Consider the following 16,197-nt stretch of genomic DNA (forward strand, 5'->3'; position numbering starts at 1 on the left):
GTGTGACTATGCTGCCGCTTTTGCTTTGACTTGCAAGGCTTCTGGAAGCTCACCGATAGGAAGCTCAAAGCGCTCATCTGTCTTACGGTTTTTCCATTCAGCTTTGCCTTCCTTCACACCACGCGGGCCAATTGTGCACTGCCAAGGCAGGCCAATCAAATCCATACTTGTGAACTTCGCACCAGCAGGCTCATCACGATCATCGTATAGCACGTCAAACCCTTGCGCACGGAAGCTATCGTAAAGTTTGTCAGCTGTTTCAGAGCAAGCTTCGTCGCTTACACGTAAGTTCATCAGACCAATCTGGTATGGCGCCATTTCTTCTGGCCAGATAATACCATTCTCATCATGGTTCTGCTCAATCGCAGCAGCCACTGTACGGCAAATACCAATACCGTAGCAGCCCATAATTGCAGGACGCTCAGAGCCATCACTATGTTTCACCACAGCTTTCATTGGCTTAGAGTACGTATCACCTAAGTAAAAGATATTACCGACTTCAATACCACGCTTTGTTTCAAGGCGTTCAGCAGGCACACCACATGTCTCAGGATCGTGCTTTTCAACGTTGACGGCGTAATCGCCCTCTTTATCAAACACAAGTTCATCTTCACCAGTTTCCGCAATCACTTGGAACTCTTCACTCAGATCACCACCAATGGCACCAGAGTCAGCTTTCACCACACGGTAATCAAGGCCAAGGCGCTTAAAGATACGGTGGTATGCATCCTTCATTGTGTTGTAGCTGTTCATTGCGCTTTCTTCGTCTACGTCAAAGCTATAGCAGTCCTTCATCATAAACTCACGACCACGCATTACACCAAAACGAGGGCGAACCTCATCACGAAACTTACTTTGAATCTGATAAAGCATAACCGGAAGCTGTTTGTACGAGTTCACACTACGGCGCACAACATCTGTCACCACCTCTTCATGAGTTGGGCCAAGGCAGAAGTTGTTTTCGTGACGGTCTTGGATACGGCAAAGCTCAGCATCCATTTTGTCCCAACGGCCAGTTTCCTGCCAAAGTGAAGCAGGTTGAACCATCGGCATGAAAATCTCATTTGCGCCTGATGCGTCCATTTCTTCACGCACAACCTTTGCAACAATATCTCGTACCTTCAGCCCAAAGGGAAGCCACGTGTAAACCCCACTTGCCACGGGACGAAGCATACCCGCACGTAGCATAAGACGGTGGCTTGGAACCTGCGCATCCGCTGGGTTTTCACGAAGGGTTGGTATAAAATATTGACTGAGTTTCATAAGGGTCAAATTTCTTTATTTGGTTAACATTGCCATTAAAATATCCCTCCCCCCTAAAAAATGCAAGGTAGCACTTGAAAAAAGCCAAGAGCACAACCATACCTTTCTTATCAACGACTATGTTTTCAGTTTTCAACAGGAGTGGACTTATGGCACAGACTGCACAAAGCACACCCAATCCTGCGCCCAAGAAACTGCCTTTTTGGCTCATGAACGGAAGCGCAACAACCCAACTTTCCTCGGCGGAGATCGCGGCGCACAATGCGGCCGTTCGCCAGGAACGCACCCACAACAACTAAAGGAGATCACTTCTTTCAAATGGAAAACCAGCCCCCAAAAGGAACGATTCCCACGGGGCCGACGCTGCTGAAGAGGAGGACAGCACCATGATACGAAGTTGATTTAACTTTCACGAAGCGATTTTGTTAAAGAAGACCCCTGTTGATTCAGGGGTTCTTTTTTGTGGAATATACCTATAAAATAAAAGAAAGCCCCCTGACCATAGGGAGCTTTCTTTTATGGTAGCGGGAGAGAGACTTGAACTCACGACCTTCGGATTATGATTCCGCTGCTCTAACCAACTGAGCTACCCCGCCACGGGTGATGATGTTTTTATAATGAATTTTATGTTCTGGCAAGCCCTTTTTTGGGAAAAAATTATTTCTTGCCCTGCGCGCTCACTTGCGTACACTAGCCCACATGATGATGCGCTTTAAAGTCTTTATGAAAAGGATGGAAGATTATATCTTCCCCCCTCGTCTTGCTTTTTACCTAAAACGCATTGGTAAAGGTAAATTCTATAGCCTAAATAAGCTGGATCAACAGCTCCTTGAGTTTATTGATTATGAAAACGGCTACTTTGTTGAGCTCGGCGCAAACGATGGCATCACTCAAGCGAACACAGCTCATTTTGAAAAGCATAAAGGTTGGAACGGCCTTCTGATTGAACCAATCCCAAGTAAATTTTTAGAGTGTGTCCGTAATCGCAGCGAGAAAAACCACTTCGTGTGCGGAGCATGTGTAGGGTTTGACTATAAAGAACAGTTTGTTGAACTTATTTATAGCGACCTAATGACCATCTCTAAAGAGCTTTCAGGCAGAGATGACGCTGAAGCACATGCCCAAAAAGGCTTAAACGTGATGAAGTCTCACGAGACAAACTTTACGTTTGGCGCAAAAGCTTACACCCTCACCTCTCTCTTAAAGGACGCAAACGCTCCAAAGACAGTAGACCTTCTCTCTCTTGACGTTGAGGGAGCAGAACTTGAAGTTCTTAAAGGAGTCGACTTTGATACCTACAACTTCAAATACATGCTTATTGAATGCTGGGATAAAGACGGAATTACAGCCTTTTTAGAAGAAAAAGGTTACAAAATCATTAAGCAACTCAGCCGTCACGATTACCTCTTTTCTAAATAAATACACTTTTTTCAAAGTTTTTATTTTGCATACAACTTTCCAGATGGTACCCTTTTAGGGATCATATAAATCTGTCTTACATTTAAGTGAGGATTTCTTCCTCCTTAATCTCACCCTTTTTCATGGAGTTTTCCAATGAAACTGACTCGTTTTGCAGCAATTGCTGCACTGGCAATTGGCACCACGTCGCCCCTTGCTCTGCATGCTGACGGCCTGACGACTGGTGCAACCTTGCAGGAAGCACATTCGACACGGACCAACGTAACTGATGACATGCTGAACCGCCTGCGTGGCACCACGCCGCGCTTTGATTACACCATGTGGCTGCACCCTGAGCTCCAACTGAGCGAAAGCACCGTTGAACCCTCTCTGGGCTATCTGGAACGCATTCGCCGCATGGAAGAAGCAACCATTTATCTGCAAAACAGCAGCGCAACTACCGAGCAAGGCTCGAGTGGTTCTGGCGTTATCATTGATAACATCAACTGCTGGGCCCTGACCAATCACCACGTGATTGAAGGCGCCGATTTTGTGAATGTGAGCTTTATCAATGGCTGGCTGACCGATGGTACGCCGCAGATTGAAAATGTCAGCGCAACCATCATTGGCTACCCCGGCGACAAGACCCAAGACTTCGACTTGGCTCTGATTCAACTGGACCATTGTAATGGTGCAGCATGGGCGCCCGTCATCACGGACCACACTCTGGTTCAGGTTGGCGAAACCGCTGTTGCTGTTGGTAACCCAATGAGCCAAACATGGTCGGTAACCACAGGTACTGTGAGCCATACCTCGCGTATGACTCTTGGCACTTGGCCGATGCTCCAGACTGATGCCTCGGTAAACCCGGGTAACTCTGGTGGCCCGCTGTTTGACCAAAATGGTGAAGTGATTGGCATTAACACGTCAATCCTGTCTCGCCAACGTGAAAACAACGGTCTGGCCTTTGCTGTTCGCAGTGATCTGGTGCGCTTGTTCCTGAACAACATGTACCGCTACGGTCAAATGCAAGTAAACCAAATCGGTATTCAGATCGGTGGCATTTCCAAGTCGGAAGCCGCAATCATGGATATTCCGGGCGGTGTTTTGGTCAGCAAAGTTATGCCTGACACACCTGCAGCTGAAGCTGGCATCCAAGAAGGTGACATCATCACGCATGTTGACGGCACGCTGATCACCAGCCAAAACCGTATCATCATGCAAGTCTGGTCGGCCGAGCCCAATATTGGTGCTCATGCACGCATTCTGCGTGAACAAGCCGATGGCACGGTTGAAGTTGTGGAAATGACCATCCCCGTACGTAATGTCTGGGAATCGGACTATACCGCACCTGAAGCTGAAGCTTATGATGACCTGATGGGTTGGACTCTGCAAGATGCACCCGAACATGGTGGTGTTCTCATCACTGATGTTGCAGCCATGGGCCCGGCACATCGCCTGAACATGGAGCCGAGCACAACTTCTGAAAATCTGGCACCTTCGCGTCGTGTCATTGATGGCCGCCAGCGCATCGTCAAAATCAAAGTTGACGGTAGCGTGCAGTGGGCAATCACTGGCGTGAAAGCACAAGGTCAAGCTCGCCTGGATCTGAGCAGCATCGTTGGCGTCGCACCGAATGCGCGTGCAGATGCTCTGGAAGCGTATATTCGTGGTGCCGGCGGCAAGCCCGTCGTTCTGTCTATCACGATCCTGCGCAATGCTGAAATTACGGCAACAACCGTAACAGGCAGCGCACTTGAACTGTCTGAAGCTGACCTTCAGGCCCTGTACGCAGAGCATGGCATCAGCAACAACAGCAACAACATTGTGCTGTACGCTCAGCCTGAAGCTTATACCGAAGCACCGGATCTGGATAACTGGACTCCGCCTGCAACCGGTAACTAAAATCGATAAAAATAGGCCGCATCTGCGGCCTATTTTTTTATATCAACAATAAGGTTAGTTAGAAATACCACCAAACCCTGTTTTCGGTGATTCTCTTTTATCAGGAGTCACGATAGGAGTCTGTGTCGCCGCACGAGACAACTCTTCCATTTCTTCCTTAAAGGATTTTTGCACTTCTTCTTTTGGCTTCCACTCACCACTTTTTACCATAGCCATAGATTTTCTAATGGCAGAAAGGCGCATTTTAGGGTTAGAGCTTCTTCCATTCCCAACAGACATGTACAAATCTCTCGCAGCTTCAGGTAATTGATGCAAGTAGATATCTTGCATCTCCTCATCTGTTGCAAGGATAGCTCCTTTTGGTAAAAGCACACGGCGACCATACTCCAAAAGACGTTCTTCCCTAAGAAGAGTTGTACCATGATTGGTGCTCAGATAAATTGGAAAGCCAACTTCCTCTGCCACTGCTTTTGTAATAATGTAGTTCAGGCAAGGGTTCTTTCTAAGGTCTTCTCCAAGGATATAAGCAAAAGCATTATTAATAGAAACCATATCCCCTAAAGTAAGTTTAAGGTCTTTCACCATACTCTTACTCGATTTAACAATACCGCATATATTACCTTTAGAAGAAATATCCCAAACTTGCGTATCTGTAATGCGACGATCTTGACTCTTTACTTTAGAGAGCGACGCTTTTTCTGGTTTCAGTTTAGAAATAGGCAAACGATAAAACTGCTCCATACCCTCTAAACGGAAAATAAACTCCTCTGAAGATTTCTTATAGTAAAAATCACCAGCCACAGGTGTATTCACCAAGTGCACATTCCCTGTGTGGTCAATATTCATTTCAATTTCATTACTCTTATCATCTACAAAGACCACTTTTGACAGAGCATTTGCCTCTAAGTGCAAAAAAACACTCGCAAAAAGAGTAAAAGCAATGAAAGATCTGATTTTTTTAAGATGGGTGCTTGACAACATTCTGTATCATCCTTACCTAGAGAGGTGTATATTATTATTTAAAGCGACAGTCTAACGAAAGACGGTGCAAAAAACAAACCAACACATGTGTGTTTAGTAAATAAAGGTTTTAAACTTATGAAAATCAACGCGAATGAAATTCGTCCGGGAAATGTTCTCGAATACCAAAACGGCCTATGGCAAGTCCACAAGGTTGGTCACGTCAAGCCTGGTAAAGGCGGTGCTTTTGCACAGGTAGAGATGAAGAACATCCAAACAGGTACGAAACTCAACGAGCGTTTCAGAAGTGAAGACAAAGTTGAGCGTGCTCGCCTTGAGCAACGCCCAATGCAATACCTTTATGATGATGGTGAAGCACTGACATTCATGGATAACGAAAACTACGAACAAATTACACTGCCATACGATGTCATCGGTGATGGTAAAGTGTGGCTTCAAGAAGAAATGGTTGTTTCTATTGAAATGCATGAAGGTAACCCAATTGGTGTTGAACTTCCTGCCCAAGTAGAAATGGAAGTGATTGAAGCAGACGCAGTGGTTAAAGGCCAAACAGCGTCATCATCTTACAAGCCTTCTAAGGTAGAAAACGGCGAAACAGTTATGGTTCCTCCATTTGTTGAAGCTGGTATTCGCATCGTAGTCAGCACAGCAGACGGCACTTACGTCGGTCGCGCATAATATATTTTAATAGATTTATTTTTAAGTTAGGAGACAAACCCCATGTCAACATATCTATCGCCGCAAATTAACATTACGGACACAATCTGCCGTAAGCTGGCTCCCATCTACCGCCGCGAGTTTGGTGAAGTAGAACGTATGCAAGCCAAAGGTGACGGCGCACGTGAAGAAGCACTAGAAGCACTGAAAAAGCTAGAACTTCTTGCTGCTAAAGAAATTAAAAATGCTTACCCATCAACGCCAATTGTGATTCGTGACCTTGCGCCGATTCCAGATCAAGGTACATGCTGGGCAATCCACATGACTGGTGGTGTTGATAACTTTATGCACGGCCTTTCACCAGTGTGCATGATGTTCCTATTCATTAAAGACGGTACACCATTCAGCGCAATGGTTTACTACCCTCTTGAAGACGAAACATACACAATTGAAAAAGGTACAAGTGGCTCAGGGCCAGTTTACCGCCTTCGCGTAAACGCTGCGAAAGAGCTTACACCTTCAAGCATTGTTAACCTTTGGAGTTCTCCAACACGCCGTGGTGATAGCAAAGGTATGTCTTACGCAAAACATATTCAAGATCATGAGTTCGGCCTACGTATTACTGGTAACGCCATTCACGATATCCTTCAGTGTGCCTCTGGTAAGATTGATGGCTTCATTGGTGAACACCTTGCGCCAGAAATTAACCTCTTCGCAGACCTTGTGATTAAAGAGTCTGCAGGTGTTGTGACAGATAAAGACGGTGACGCTGTGACTAAAGACAGTGAAACAATCGTGGCATCTAACCTGACTTGCCACAAGTCACTTCTTGAACTTGTGCAGTAATGCATCACCTATTTAGGTAACGACTTAAAGCCCTGCTGTATCAGCAGGGCTTTTTCCTTGTCCCCTGCCCCTATTTCCGTTAGAGTTCTCCTGTTTTGCAAAACAAGAACCAGCCTCAAAAAGGCCACAATAAAAAAGATTTCAATATGTTGAAAAAAACAGTTCATGCTTTACTTGCAGTTTCTATTCTGCTTGCACCGTATAACTTCTCTACAGCACAAAATGAAGTGGGCGACAATAAAATTTCCCTAGACTTTGAAGATGTGGATATCCGTAGTCTGATTCGCTTTATGGCTGAAATCAGTGGTGAAAACTACATTGTCGATAACAAAGTTATTGGCAAAGTTACAGTCATTAGCCCGAAGGAAGTTGACCGTAAGCAAGCGATGGATATCTTCGCAAACCTCCTTCTAGCAAGCGGTTATGCCATTGTTCCTGCAGGTGATGTAAAGCAAATTGTTCCTGCCTCTAAAGTAGGTTCAAGCGCAACGCCTGTTACAGAAGACGAACCTTCTTCTGAGAGCGACATTGTGACACGCGTACTTAAGCCTGAAGCTGGTAACGCAAAAAGTCTCATTGAAATCCTGAAGCCAATGCTGTCTTCAAGTGGTGCGATGACAAGCTACGGCCCTGCCAACCTATTGATGGTAACGGACGCTTACAGCCACGTTAAGCGCATTCAAATGATTGTTGCTGAGCTTGATAAAGCAAGCGCTGGCGGTAGCGTTGAAATGCTGCCTCTTAAGCATGTAGAAGCAAGCACAGCTGCTAATATTATGGACCGTATCTTCTCTGGGAACGCTGAAAACCCAATTAGCATTATCCCTGAGCCAGCTCAAAACCTTCTTATTGTTTCAGCTGATGCGAGCACAATGCAAGATGTACGTCGCGTGCTTAAACGCATTGATGTAGAAGCGCAAAAGAATGTGCGTTCTCTAGATATTATGTACCTCAAGCATGCTGATGCATCAGACATGGCTGAAGTTCTAAACGATTTAATTGAAAAAACAGAAGATGCAGAAAGCAAATCAGCGTCATCAACAGCCTCAGCTCTTAAAGCTGTTGCTGCCTTTAAAGGCCCTGTAAGTGTTGTAGCAGACGTGAGCACAAACGCTCTTGTGCTTTCAGCTGAACCTTCTGATATGTCACTTCTTAAAAACATTGTAAATAAACTTGATATCCCTCGCCTCCAGGTATACATCGAAGCCCTTGTTATGGAAGTGAGTGAAAGTATTTCTAACCAATTTGGTGTAGAATGGCGTAGTGCTGATAACCTTGGCTCTCAAGGTGGTCTTGTGCCATTTGGTGGTCAAAACTTCGGTAGCCTCAACGCGCTATCAGAAAACCCACTTGCTCTGCCAACAGGTTTCTCTATGGGTCTTGCTGGTGCCAGCATTACTTTCCAAGGAACTGAGTACGCAAACATTGGTGCCCTCGTAACAGCTCTACAAGCTGAAAACGATGTAAACATCCTATCGACACCTCAACTCATGACCATGGATAACCAAGAAGCTGAGATTGTTGTGGGTCAAAACGTACCTTTCGTAACAGGTAGCTACACAACAGACGGTAACAACAACAACCCGTTCCAAACAATTGAGCGCCAAGACGTTGGTATTAACCTACGTGTAAAACCACAAATTAGTGATAACGGTTATGTTCGCCTGAACCTGTACCAAGAGATTTCATCTGTAAACCCAACAAACGGTGAAGCTGCAGATATCACAACGCGTAAGCGTAGCCTCAGCACTGTTGTTATGGTGCCAAATGGTAACATGGTTGCTCTAGGTGGTCTTATCCAAGAAGAACAATCAGACAACGTACAGCAAGTCCCTTGCCTCGGTGGTCTGTTCGGTATTGGTGAAGCTTTCAAGAACACATCTCTCACAAACAACAAAACAAACCTGATGGTCTTTATCAAACCGCACATCATTGGTACTTACGACCAAATGGACGGCATTACTTCTGAGAAATACAAGAAGATGCGTGTAATGCAGAAGCAAAACACTTACGGCGGTACAAAAATGCTTGAGCGTACTGACATTGGTGAAGCGGACATCATCCCTGAAGAACTGCGCGATACAAAACCAGCAATGGAAGTTGAAGAGAAAGAAGTCAATGTAGAGCCTAGCATTGAAGAGTTTGAAGTCATTACAGATACGCCAACGATGGCACCTAAAAAGCAAAGTCCATTTGTAGGCGGCGAGCCTCTTGCCTCTGTTGATGAGACACGTATTGATAGTGTGAACCTAAAACTGGCAATGCCTCAAGCGATTGACTCAGGACTTTAATTTATTGAATACAATTTACAGTTGGCAAGGACGTAGTCCTTTGTTATACATAACTGTATAAATAGGGAGAGACTCATGACATACAGCACTTTTATTGCTCATGATTTACAAGACGACAGTCTAGCCATTTCTGGCGACCTCTCTTTCTCTGAAGTTCGTAAACAAGCACTTGAATCAGGTGTAAATGCAAAAGCGCTTAATACCTCTACAGCTAAGTATTTTGGACTTAAAGAAGCCAAGCTCCCTAAAGCAAAAGATATTGAAGAAGCTCTCCTAGGTGACCTAAACCTTGGCGTTGCAAAAACGAATCTCTTCCTCCCTATTGAACAGAAAACAGACGGCTCAATTATTGCTGCGGTATCAGACCCAACAAAAGCAATGCAGATTGCTGATGACTATGCCCGCACAACAGGTAAAGAGATTACGCTTACATATGCAGCCCCAGAAGAGCTTACAGCTTACATCAACACACTTTGGGATAAGACAGCCACAAGTGCAAAAGATGCTGTGAAAGGCACCGAAGAAGAGTCTACAGACCTGCAAAGTATGGCATCTGCTCTGGGTGAACCTGAGGATCTACTTGATAGCCAGCATGACGCCCCTATTATTAAACTGATTAACTCAATCCTGATGCAAGCCGCTAAAGAAGGTGCATCAGATATTCACATTGAACCATCTGCCAAACAAGTAAGCGTACGCTTCCGTGTTGATGGTGTGATGCACACAGTGATTACGCCTTCAGCGAAACTACACGCTGCAATGAGTGCCCGCCTAAAGGTCATGGCGCACCTTGATATTGCTGAAAAACGCCTACCACAGGATGGTCGTTTCAAGATTCGTATCGGTGGTAAAGATACAGACATCCGTATCTCAACACTGCCAACACAACATGGTGAACGTATTGTACTACGTCTCCTTGGTCAGCAAGACGGTATCCGCGCGCTTGATGCCATTGGCCTGCGCCCTGAACAACAAGCACAAATGGAAGGCTTCTTCGGCCTTGCAAACGGTATTATGCTGGTGAGTGGTCCAACAGGTTCAGGTAAAACATCTACGCTTTATGCAGGCTTGCAACATATCAATACACCAGATAAAAACATTGTGACTGTTGAAGACCCTGTCGAGTACGAGCTTGAAGGCCTTGGCCAAATTCCAGTGAACGCCAAAATCGGCATGACATTCGCCGCTGGCCTCCGTTCTATTCTTCGTCAAGACCCTGACGTGGTTGTGGTTGGTGAAACACGTGACCTTGAAACAGCAGAGATTGCCGTTGAAGCTTCTCTCACTGGTCACTTGGTTCTCTCAACAATTCACACAAACGATGCACCAAGCACCCTCACCCGTCTTATTGAAATGGGTATTGAACCTTTCCTTGTTGCATCATCTCTACGTGGTGTGGTGGCTCAGCGTATGGTACGCCTGTTACACCCGACAACTAAGGTGCCTCGCGCGCTGGATGCTGAAACGAAAAAGCTCTTTGACGCACTTCCTAAAGATGTACGCCCAAAAGAGATTACTCTATTTGACGCAGCCCCAAGTGATGACTGCCCAACAGGTTACTCTGGCCGTAGTGGTATTTTTGAAATTCTCAGTGTAACAGATAAAGTACGCAGCATTATTCAAGCTGGTGGTAACGACACTGAAATCCGTGACGCCGCTCAGTCTGAAGGCATGCTCACACTTTACCAAGAAGGTCTACTTAAAGCAGCGCGTGGTGAAACCACTCTTGAAGAAGTGATGCGCGTTACACGTATTCAGTAACCCTTGTAATCTTAAAATCAATACTTATATCTATTCCTATCAATAGGAGTAAATACGCGTGCCATATACACCAGAAGAAGCTTTTAAAATTGTTCAGCGTTACGATGACACTGTTATCATTGAAACCTCAGGTGATGTCACACTGGAAGAAGCCCTTGAAAAGAAATGCGCTTTCCTTGATGATGAACGAAAAGAGCCAGAAGGCTTTGAGCGCCATTACTGGCCTGAGGAAACCATCGCTTTTCTAGAAGAAAATGAAGGCGAAGTTGGCGTTATCTCTCTTGATAACGACCTACAAGGCGAAACACCTGAACAAGAAGGTGTAGAAGTCATGCGCCAACTCAAAGATAAAGTTGTCCACAGAGGCTTTACCCCACCAGATGTCCTCGTTTTTCATACTAAAAATAGTGAACAAAAACCCGAGATGATTCGGCTTGCACGCACGGTTATTAAATATCATGATCTCAACCAAAGGGGTGAAAACCCTCACCTCATTTCTAAAGAAGAAACTGAAGTCTCTAAGGAAGAGCTCTATACCTCCCTCTTCTCAGAACCTGATCCAGAGCGATAAGCATTTTACATTTTATGCAGGCTTGTTTATCATGCCTGCATGTCACATTTTAAATATACTGCCTTTAATGATGTAGGTGAAACCCTACGCGGAGAAACTGAAGCTGATAGCTTGGACGCAGCAAAGCGCGCCCTCGCCGGCCAAGGCCTATTTGTGGCAGATATTCGTGAGACTGGTCAAGGTATCAGCTTTGACTCTCTTAAAAGTTTAAACCTCCGTGATTTGATGAATATTGAAATTATGCCAGCCCGTGTAGACGGTGAAACTCTGGTGATTTTCCTTCGTCAATTTGCAACACTGATCAGCGCAGATGTCCCTCTGATCAAAGCACTAGATATCCTCATTGCCCAAGGCGGTAAACAAGCCCTCATTCGTATTTTGCGTGATATCCGTAAACATGTGAACGAAGGTGGCACGCTCTCTGAGGCTCTTGGCGCGCACCCTAAAACATTCTCTGACCTAATGGTAAACATGATCCATGCTGGTGAAAGCACAGGTACACTTGGAAACGTGCTTGAAGAACTTGCCACAATGATGGAAGAGCGCCGCGCTCTTATGAGCGATGTGCGTGGCGCCCTGACCTACCCACTATTTGTCCTTTTTGCAGGTGTTGCTGTGGTTATTTACCTTCTGCACAGTGTTGTGCCAAACATTACAGATATGTATACGCAGAGCGACCAAGCTCTCCCAGCGGCGACACAATTCCTTATGTCTCTAAGTGGCGGCATTGGTGCTTATGGTGCAGCAACAGCCCTCACTCTTTTATGTGTTGGTAGCCTTATTGCTATTATGAATAAGCGCATCAAAGGTATGCGCCTATTTTGGCACAAGCTGGCACTTGGTATGCCAATGTTTGGTACAATGGGTAAACGTCTTGCTCATGCGCGCTTTAGTGGCACACTCAGCGCTCTTACAAGTGCAGGGGTTCCTCTCACAACCGCACTAGCAATTAGTAAAACCATTACCCCTTTCCTGCCGTACCGCAATGCCCTTGAAGAGGTTTCAAAAGAAGTCAGCGAAGGTGAATCTCTTGCTGAGTCTCTTGAAAAGACAGAAGTGTTTAACCCGTTCCTTGTTAACATGGCTCAGGTTGGAGAAAGTACGGGTAAGCTTGATAAAATGCTTGGCCGCGTTGCTGAATTCACATCAAGCGAGCTTCGCGCACAAATCAAAACTCAAATGGCTCTTTTACAGCCAATCCTTCTACTTCTTGTGGGGGGAATGGTTGCCTTCATTATGATGGCTGTCCTCATGCCACTGTTTGAAATGAACAGCGGCATGGGCCTCTAGAACACTCAAAAGCCCCCTTAAGTGGGGGCTTTCTTTTCGTTTTATTGGTCCATCGCCTCACGGTGAATCACATGGTGAATGCCTTGGGAGATGTCTTTCACTTGCTGAAAGATGTAACTTTCACGAAAGTTCAACGTTGCCAACTCTTCAACAGGAACCCAGCAAAAGAGGAACTTTCCTCCATCTCGCTCACGCTTAGGTACACAGCTCCCTTTTGGGAGCTTCACCCGAAACATGGTACAAACTTCATGGCCTTGCATGCCTGTTTGCTTGTGCTTAAAAAAGCGCTCGCTGTGCACAGCCATAGACACATTGTCTGCCGGGACATCAATGCCTGTTTCTTCAAGAATTTCCCGAATCACACTGGCTTGAGTATCCATTCCACACTTAACCTTTCCTCCTGGAATAAAATAGTGTGGATTTTCATCTTCCTCAGCGTAACTCAGCAGCATCTTACCATCCTGCACAATAAAATATGCACAACGATGTATAAAAAGCTTTCCATCGACACGAACGGCAACATCACCTTGCTCACCAAAGTAGCGTTTCTTAGCCATAGGGCTATCCTCTCTCGGTAAAAAATAAAGATTTCTTGCCCCATAAGATATAGAGCGTTAGCTATATTATTGGTATGCTTAAACTCAATTTCAACTCTTGCACAATCCACACCTGTCGCATATGATGCAAGGACTTAAAAATTCTAGAATAAAAATAAGGCTTTTGACAGCGATGCAAAACTCTCATAACTCTGGTTTCACACTCATGGAACTTCTTGTTGTTATTGTTATTTTAACAGTACTAGGCGCTTTTGTTGCCCCTAAGTTTTTGGACCAACCAGAAAAGGCTCGCGTGACGCAAGCACACACACAAATCAAAGCAATTAGTGACGCTCTTGATATGTACAAGTTGGATAACTTTAAATACCCAACAACACAACAAGGCCTCAAAGCACTGGTAGAAAAGCCAACAAGCAAGCCAACACCTAAAAACTGGAAAGATGGCGGCTACATGAAGAGCATGCCTGTTGACCCTTGGGGCAACGATTACATTTACCTCTCTCCAGGTATCAAAAATGACTATGACCTCATCAGCTACGGCGCTGACGGTAAAAAAGGCGGCGAAGACGAAAACGCTGACATTAAAAACTAAAGACTAAAATGCAAAACCAAAGCACTAAAAATGAGTTTCAGCACAAACTTGTGCGCTTTGGGATGAGAAAAAACGCCTTAAGGAGCGCAGAGTACACTCCAGTACTTCAGCAACGTAAGGCGTTTTTTATTGCCCAAAGAAACCATTTTAGACACGGTTTTACTCTTATAGAACTATTGGTCGTGCTTTCTGTTTTAGCTGTTTTAAGCTCTTTCACACTGCCGTATTTAAGTTTCTCACCTCCAAGCGAGGAAGCAACACGCCTCACTAAACTGAGAGATGAACTCTCTACTTACCGCGCTCAAGCTCTACGTGAGAGTGAGCGTATTACTCTTATTATCAATGAAAACAGTACTGTTGATGTCTATGCAGGTCGCTTTTATGAAGAGACCACACTTGGCGAAGAAAAAGTAGATCCTAAAGAAACCTTTAAAATTGCATCTGGTTTTGAAATTTATAGCGCAACAGGAGACGAAGCTCCATACAGCTTACGCTTTGAGCCAGATGGCCGTAGCTCTGTCATCCATTTTGTTTATAAAGGCAATGTACTCGCATTTAACGGCACTGCCACGGCGCCAAGCATTATGCCTTATGACAAGGTGAAGCCATGAGGATACATAAAGCTGGCTTTACCCTTATGGAGCTTCTTGTGGTACTTGCCCTCACAAGTATCCTCATGACGGCTATTGGAGGCGTACTTTGGCAAGTTTCCCGTGGTGTTGGCCATGCAGAACAAGCGCGCACTGAAGCGCTTAACATTCATGTTGCACTTGAGCAATTTAGTCAGGATGTCTATGCCTATAAATCAGACTATGCCTCACTGGCTGATACAGAGTTGAGTTTCCATATTATGAAAGATGATGTGGATAGTCTTGTCCCTCATGGGAGCTTGCATGCCATCAAATACACAGTTGAAACAGAAGATGGTGTCACATCTCTTAAGCGCACAATCCGCCCTCTTTCCCTCGGTGTAAACCCTATTACAAGTATTCTATGGAGTGCACCAAACCCTGAAGAGAAACCTTTGGTTTTCTTTGGACATAGAAATGCACATACATTCCTACCTCTTTGGAATAACGAACGTAAATCACCACTCGGTGTTAAGCTTACGATTACAGATGCTAATGGTGAAGAATGGTACCGCACAGTACCGATTCTAACAGGCCATGGAGAACGCCTATGAAATATAACTATGGCGGTGTTCTCATTTATGTATTGCTTCTTCTCGCGATGCTTTCATCACTTTTAAGTGTGGCCTTTCAAAATTCTACAAATAACACGCGCTTGCTGGCGGCCTCCCTTCTCCATACTGAAGCAAGGCAAATGGCTCTTTCAGGCTTAGATCTCATTATATATGAGCTTAAACGGGACGGCAGAAACAGCGATACAGATAACATGCAAGACCGTTGGTATAGCTACACTTCCGGTCGAGATTTTCCGATTGAAGGCGGAAATATCTTTATTCAGATTCAAGATGCAGCAGCGGTCCCAAGCCTGAATCAGGTGATTGGTTATGCAAGCAGTGATGAACCTTATCAAGAGATGCTTCGTCGCTATACATCCAACGCCAACCTGCCTTCATTTAATTTAGACCCTGTGATTGACTATATTGATGCTGACAATGAAACACGTAGCTCAGGCGCAGAAGCATGGGACTATGCTGGAGAGGACATTCCATTCATTCCACGTAATGACTACATTGAAGGCTACGCTGACTTTGCACTTATTCAAGGCATACCAGAAAAGCTAAAACGTAAAGCTTACCAACACTTTTCTCTTATTCCTGGCGCAATGGAAGTGAATGTCAACATCGCGTCCCCTCACCTTTTAAAAGCTGCTCTTACTTCTGCAGAAGGCTTAGATCAAGCGATCAAATCTAGAAGCCGTGCCCCATATGAAACCCTCAGTGAATTCTTAAAAGATGTGGGCTTAAAAAAAGCACCGAACACCCTTTCTTTCGGTGTCAGCACAGAATACTTTACGGTACGCTCTGAGGTGCGTTACAATGAGGCCTATGTTGGCTTAGAAGCTCTTGTTTGGAGAGATGAACTCAACTTTAAAGTTTTAAAAATCAATTGGCTATAA

General features: G+C 45.0%; 16 protein-coding genes and 1 tRNA gene. 13 read left to right on the forward strand and 4 right to left on the reverse strand.

The genetic code is table 11. The features are described 5' to 3' along the window. Positions 1-6: 6 nt before the first annotated feature. Positions 7-1,263: a proline--tRNA ligase gene (proS, locus tag VX730_02315; protein MEC9291214.1), complete on the reverse strand. Its 1,257-nt coding sequence runs from the start codon at positions 1,261-1,263 to the stop codon at positions 7-9. A 149-nt stretch (positions 1,264-1,412) separates the two neighbouring features. Between proS and VX730_02320 the strand changes: the two genes are divergently transcribed. Then, positions 1,413-1,562 carry a hypothetical protein gene (locus VX730_02320; protein ID MEC9291215.1) on the forward strand — a complete coding sequence of 50 codons (150 nt, stop codon included), beginning with the start codon at positions 1,413-1,415 and terminating at the stop codon, positions 1,560-1,562. A 220-nt stretch (positions 1,563-1,782) separates the two neighbouring features. Here the strand turns inward: VX730_02320 and VX730_02325 are convergent. Then, positions 1,783-1,859 (reverse strand) — tRNA-Met (locus VX730_02325). Between the two features lie 103 nt (positions 1,860-1,962). Between VX730_02325 and VX730_02330 the strand changes: the two genes are divergently transcribed. Then, positions 1,963-2,682: an FkbM family methyltransferase gene (locus tag VX730_02330; protein ID MEC9291216.1), complete on the forward strand. Its 720-nt coding sequence runs from the start codon at positions 1,963-1,965 to the stop codon at positions 2,680-2,682. Between the two features lie 135 nt (positions 2,683-2,817). Beyond that, positions 2,818-4,566 (forward strand): trypsin-like peptidase domain-containing protein, encoded by a 1,749-nt coding sequence (locus tag VX730_02335; protein MEC9291217.1) that lies wholly within the window; start codon positions 2,818-2,820, stop codon positions 4,564-4,566. Between the two features lie 54 nt (positions 4,567-4,620). Here VX730_02335 and VX730_02340 read toward each other — a convergent pair whose 3' ends face one another. Next, positions 4,621-5,448, reverse strand: coding sequence for a hypothetical protein (locus tag VX730_02340; GenBank protein MEC9291218.1), 828 nt, complete (start codon positions 5,446-5,448; stop codon positions 4,621-4,623). A 216-nt stretch (positions 5,449-5,664) separates the two neighbouring features. Here VX730_02340 and efp point away from each other — a divergent pair, with 216 nt between their 5' ends. From efp to VX730_02370, 6 genes are all read left to right on the forward strand, one after another. Then, complete coding sequence (efp, locus tag VX730_02345) at positions 5,665-6,225, forward strand: elongation factor P (protein MEC9291219.1); 561 nt, start codon at positions 5,665-5,667, stop codon at positions 6,223-6,225. A gap of 42 nt (positions 6,226-6,267) precedes the next feature. Beyond that, on the forward strand, positions 6,268-7,050 hold the full coding sequence (locus VX730_02350) for an inositol monophosphatase family protein (protein MEC9291220.1): 783 nt from the start codon (positions 6,268-6,270) through the stop codon (positions 7,048-7,050). A 146-nt stretch (positions 7,051-7,196) separates the two neighbouring features. Beyond that, positions 7,197-9,341: a type II secretion system secretin GspD gene (gene gspD / locus VX730_02355; protein ID MEC9291221.1), complete on the forward strand. Its 2,145-nt coding sequence runs from the start codon at positions 7,197-7,199 to the stop codon at positions 9,339-9,341. A 75-nt stretch (positions 9,342-9,416) separates the two neighbouring features. Further along, the gene (locus VX730_02360; GenBank protein ID MEC9291222.1) at positions 9,417-11,102 is read left to right on the forward strand and encodes an ATPase, T2SS/T4P/T4SS family; all 1,686 of its coding nucleotides are present in this window, start codon (positions 9,417-9,419) and stop codon (positions 11,100-11,102) included. A 58-nt stretch (positions 11,103-11,160) separates the two neighbouring features. Continuing rightward, positions 11,161-11,673: a cyclic-phosphate processing receiver domain-containing protein gene (locus VX730_02365; protein ID MEC9291223.1), complete on the forward strand. Its 513-nt coding sequence runs from the start codon at positions 11,161-11,163 to the stop codon at positions 11,671-11,673. Between the two features lie 39 nt (positions 11,674-11,712). Continuing rightward, positions 11,713-12,963, forward strand: coding sequence for a type II secretion system F family protein (locus tag VX730_02370; GenBank protein MEC9291224.1), 1,251 nt, complete (start codon positions 11,713-11,715; stop codon positions 12,961-12,963). 41 nt (positions 12,964-13,004) lie between these two features. Here VX730_02370 and VX730_02375 read toward each other — a convergent pair whose 3' ends face one another. After that, positions 13,005-13,520 (reverse strand): NUDIX domain-containing protein, encoded by a 516-nt coding sequence (locus VX730_02375; protein MEC9291225.1) that lies wholly within the window; start codon positions 13,518-13,520, stop codon positions 13,005-13,007. 172 nt (positions 13,521-13,692) lie between these two features. Between VX730_02375 and gspG the strand changes: the two genes are divergently transcribed. The 4 genes from gspG to gspK all read left to right on the forward strand — a co-directional run bounded on the left by gspG (position 13,693) and on the right by gspK (position 16,197). Beyond that, positions 13,693-14,112, forward strand: a complete 420-nt coding sequence (gene gspG, locus VX730_02380; protein ID MEC9291226.1) for a type II secretion system major pseudopilin GspG — start codon at positions 13,693-13,695, stop codon at positions 14,110-14,112. Positions 14,113-14,240: 128 nt separating this feature from the next. Continuing rightward, a complete protein-coding gene (locus tag VX730_02385; protein ID MEC9291227.1) occupies positions 14,241-14,723 on the forward strand; it encodes a prepilin-type N-terminal cleavage/methylation domain-containing protein in 483 nt (160 codons plus the stop codon). Further along, entirely contained in the window at positions 14,720-15,295 is a 576-nt protein-coding gene (locus tag VX730_02390) for a type II secretion system protein (protein ID MEC9291228.1), read from the forward strand. The genes VX730_02385 and VX730_02390 overlap by 4 nt, the downstream gene beginning before the upstream one ends. Continuing rightward, the gene (gene gspK, locus VX730_02395) at positions 15,292-16,197 is read left to right on the forward strand and encodes a type II secretion system minor pseudopilin GspK (GenBank protein MEC9291229.1); all 906 of its coding nucleotides are present in this window, start codon (positions 15,292-15,294) and stop codon (positions 16,195-16,197) included. The genes VX730_02390 and gspK overlap by 4 nt, the downstream gene beginning before the upstream one ends.

Source organism: Pseudomonadota bacterium, from assembly GCA_036141575.1.
Lineage (GTDB): Bacteria > Pseudomonadota > Alphaproteobacteria > UBA2136 > JAPKEQ01 > JAPKEQ01.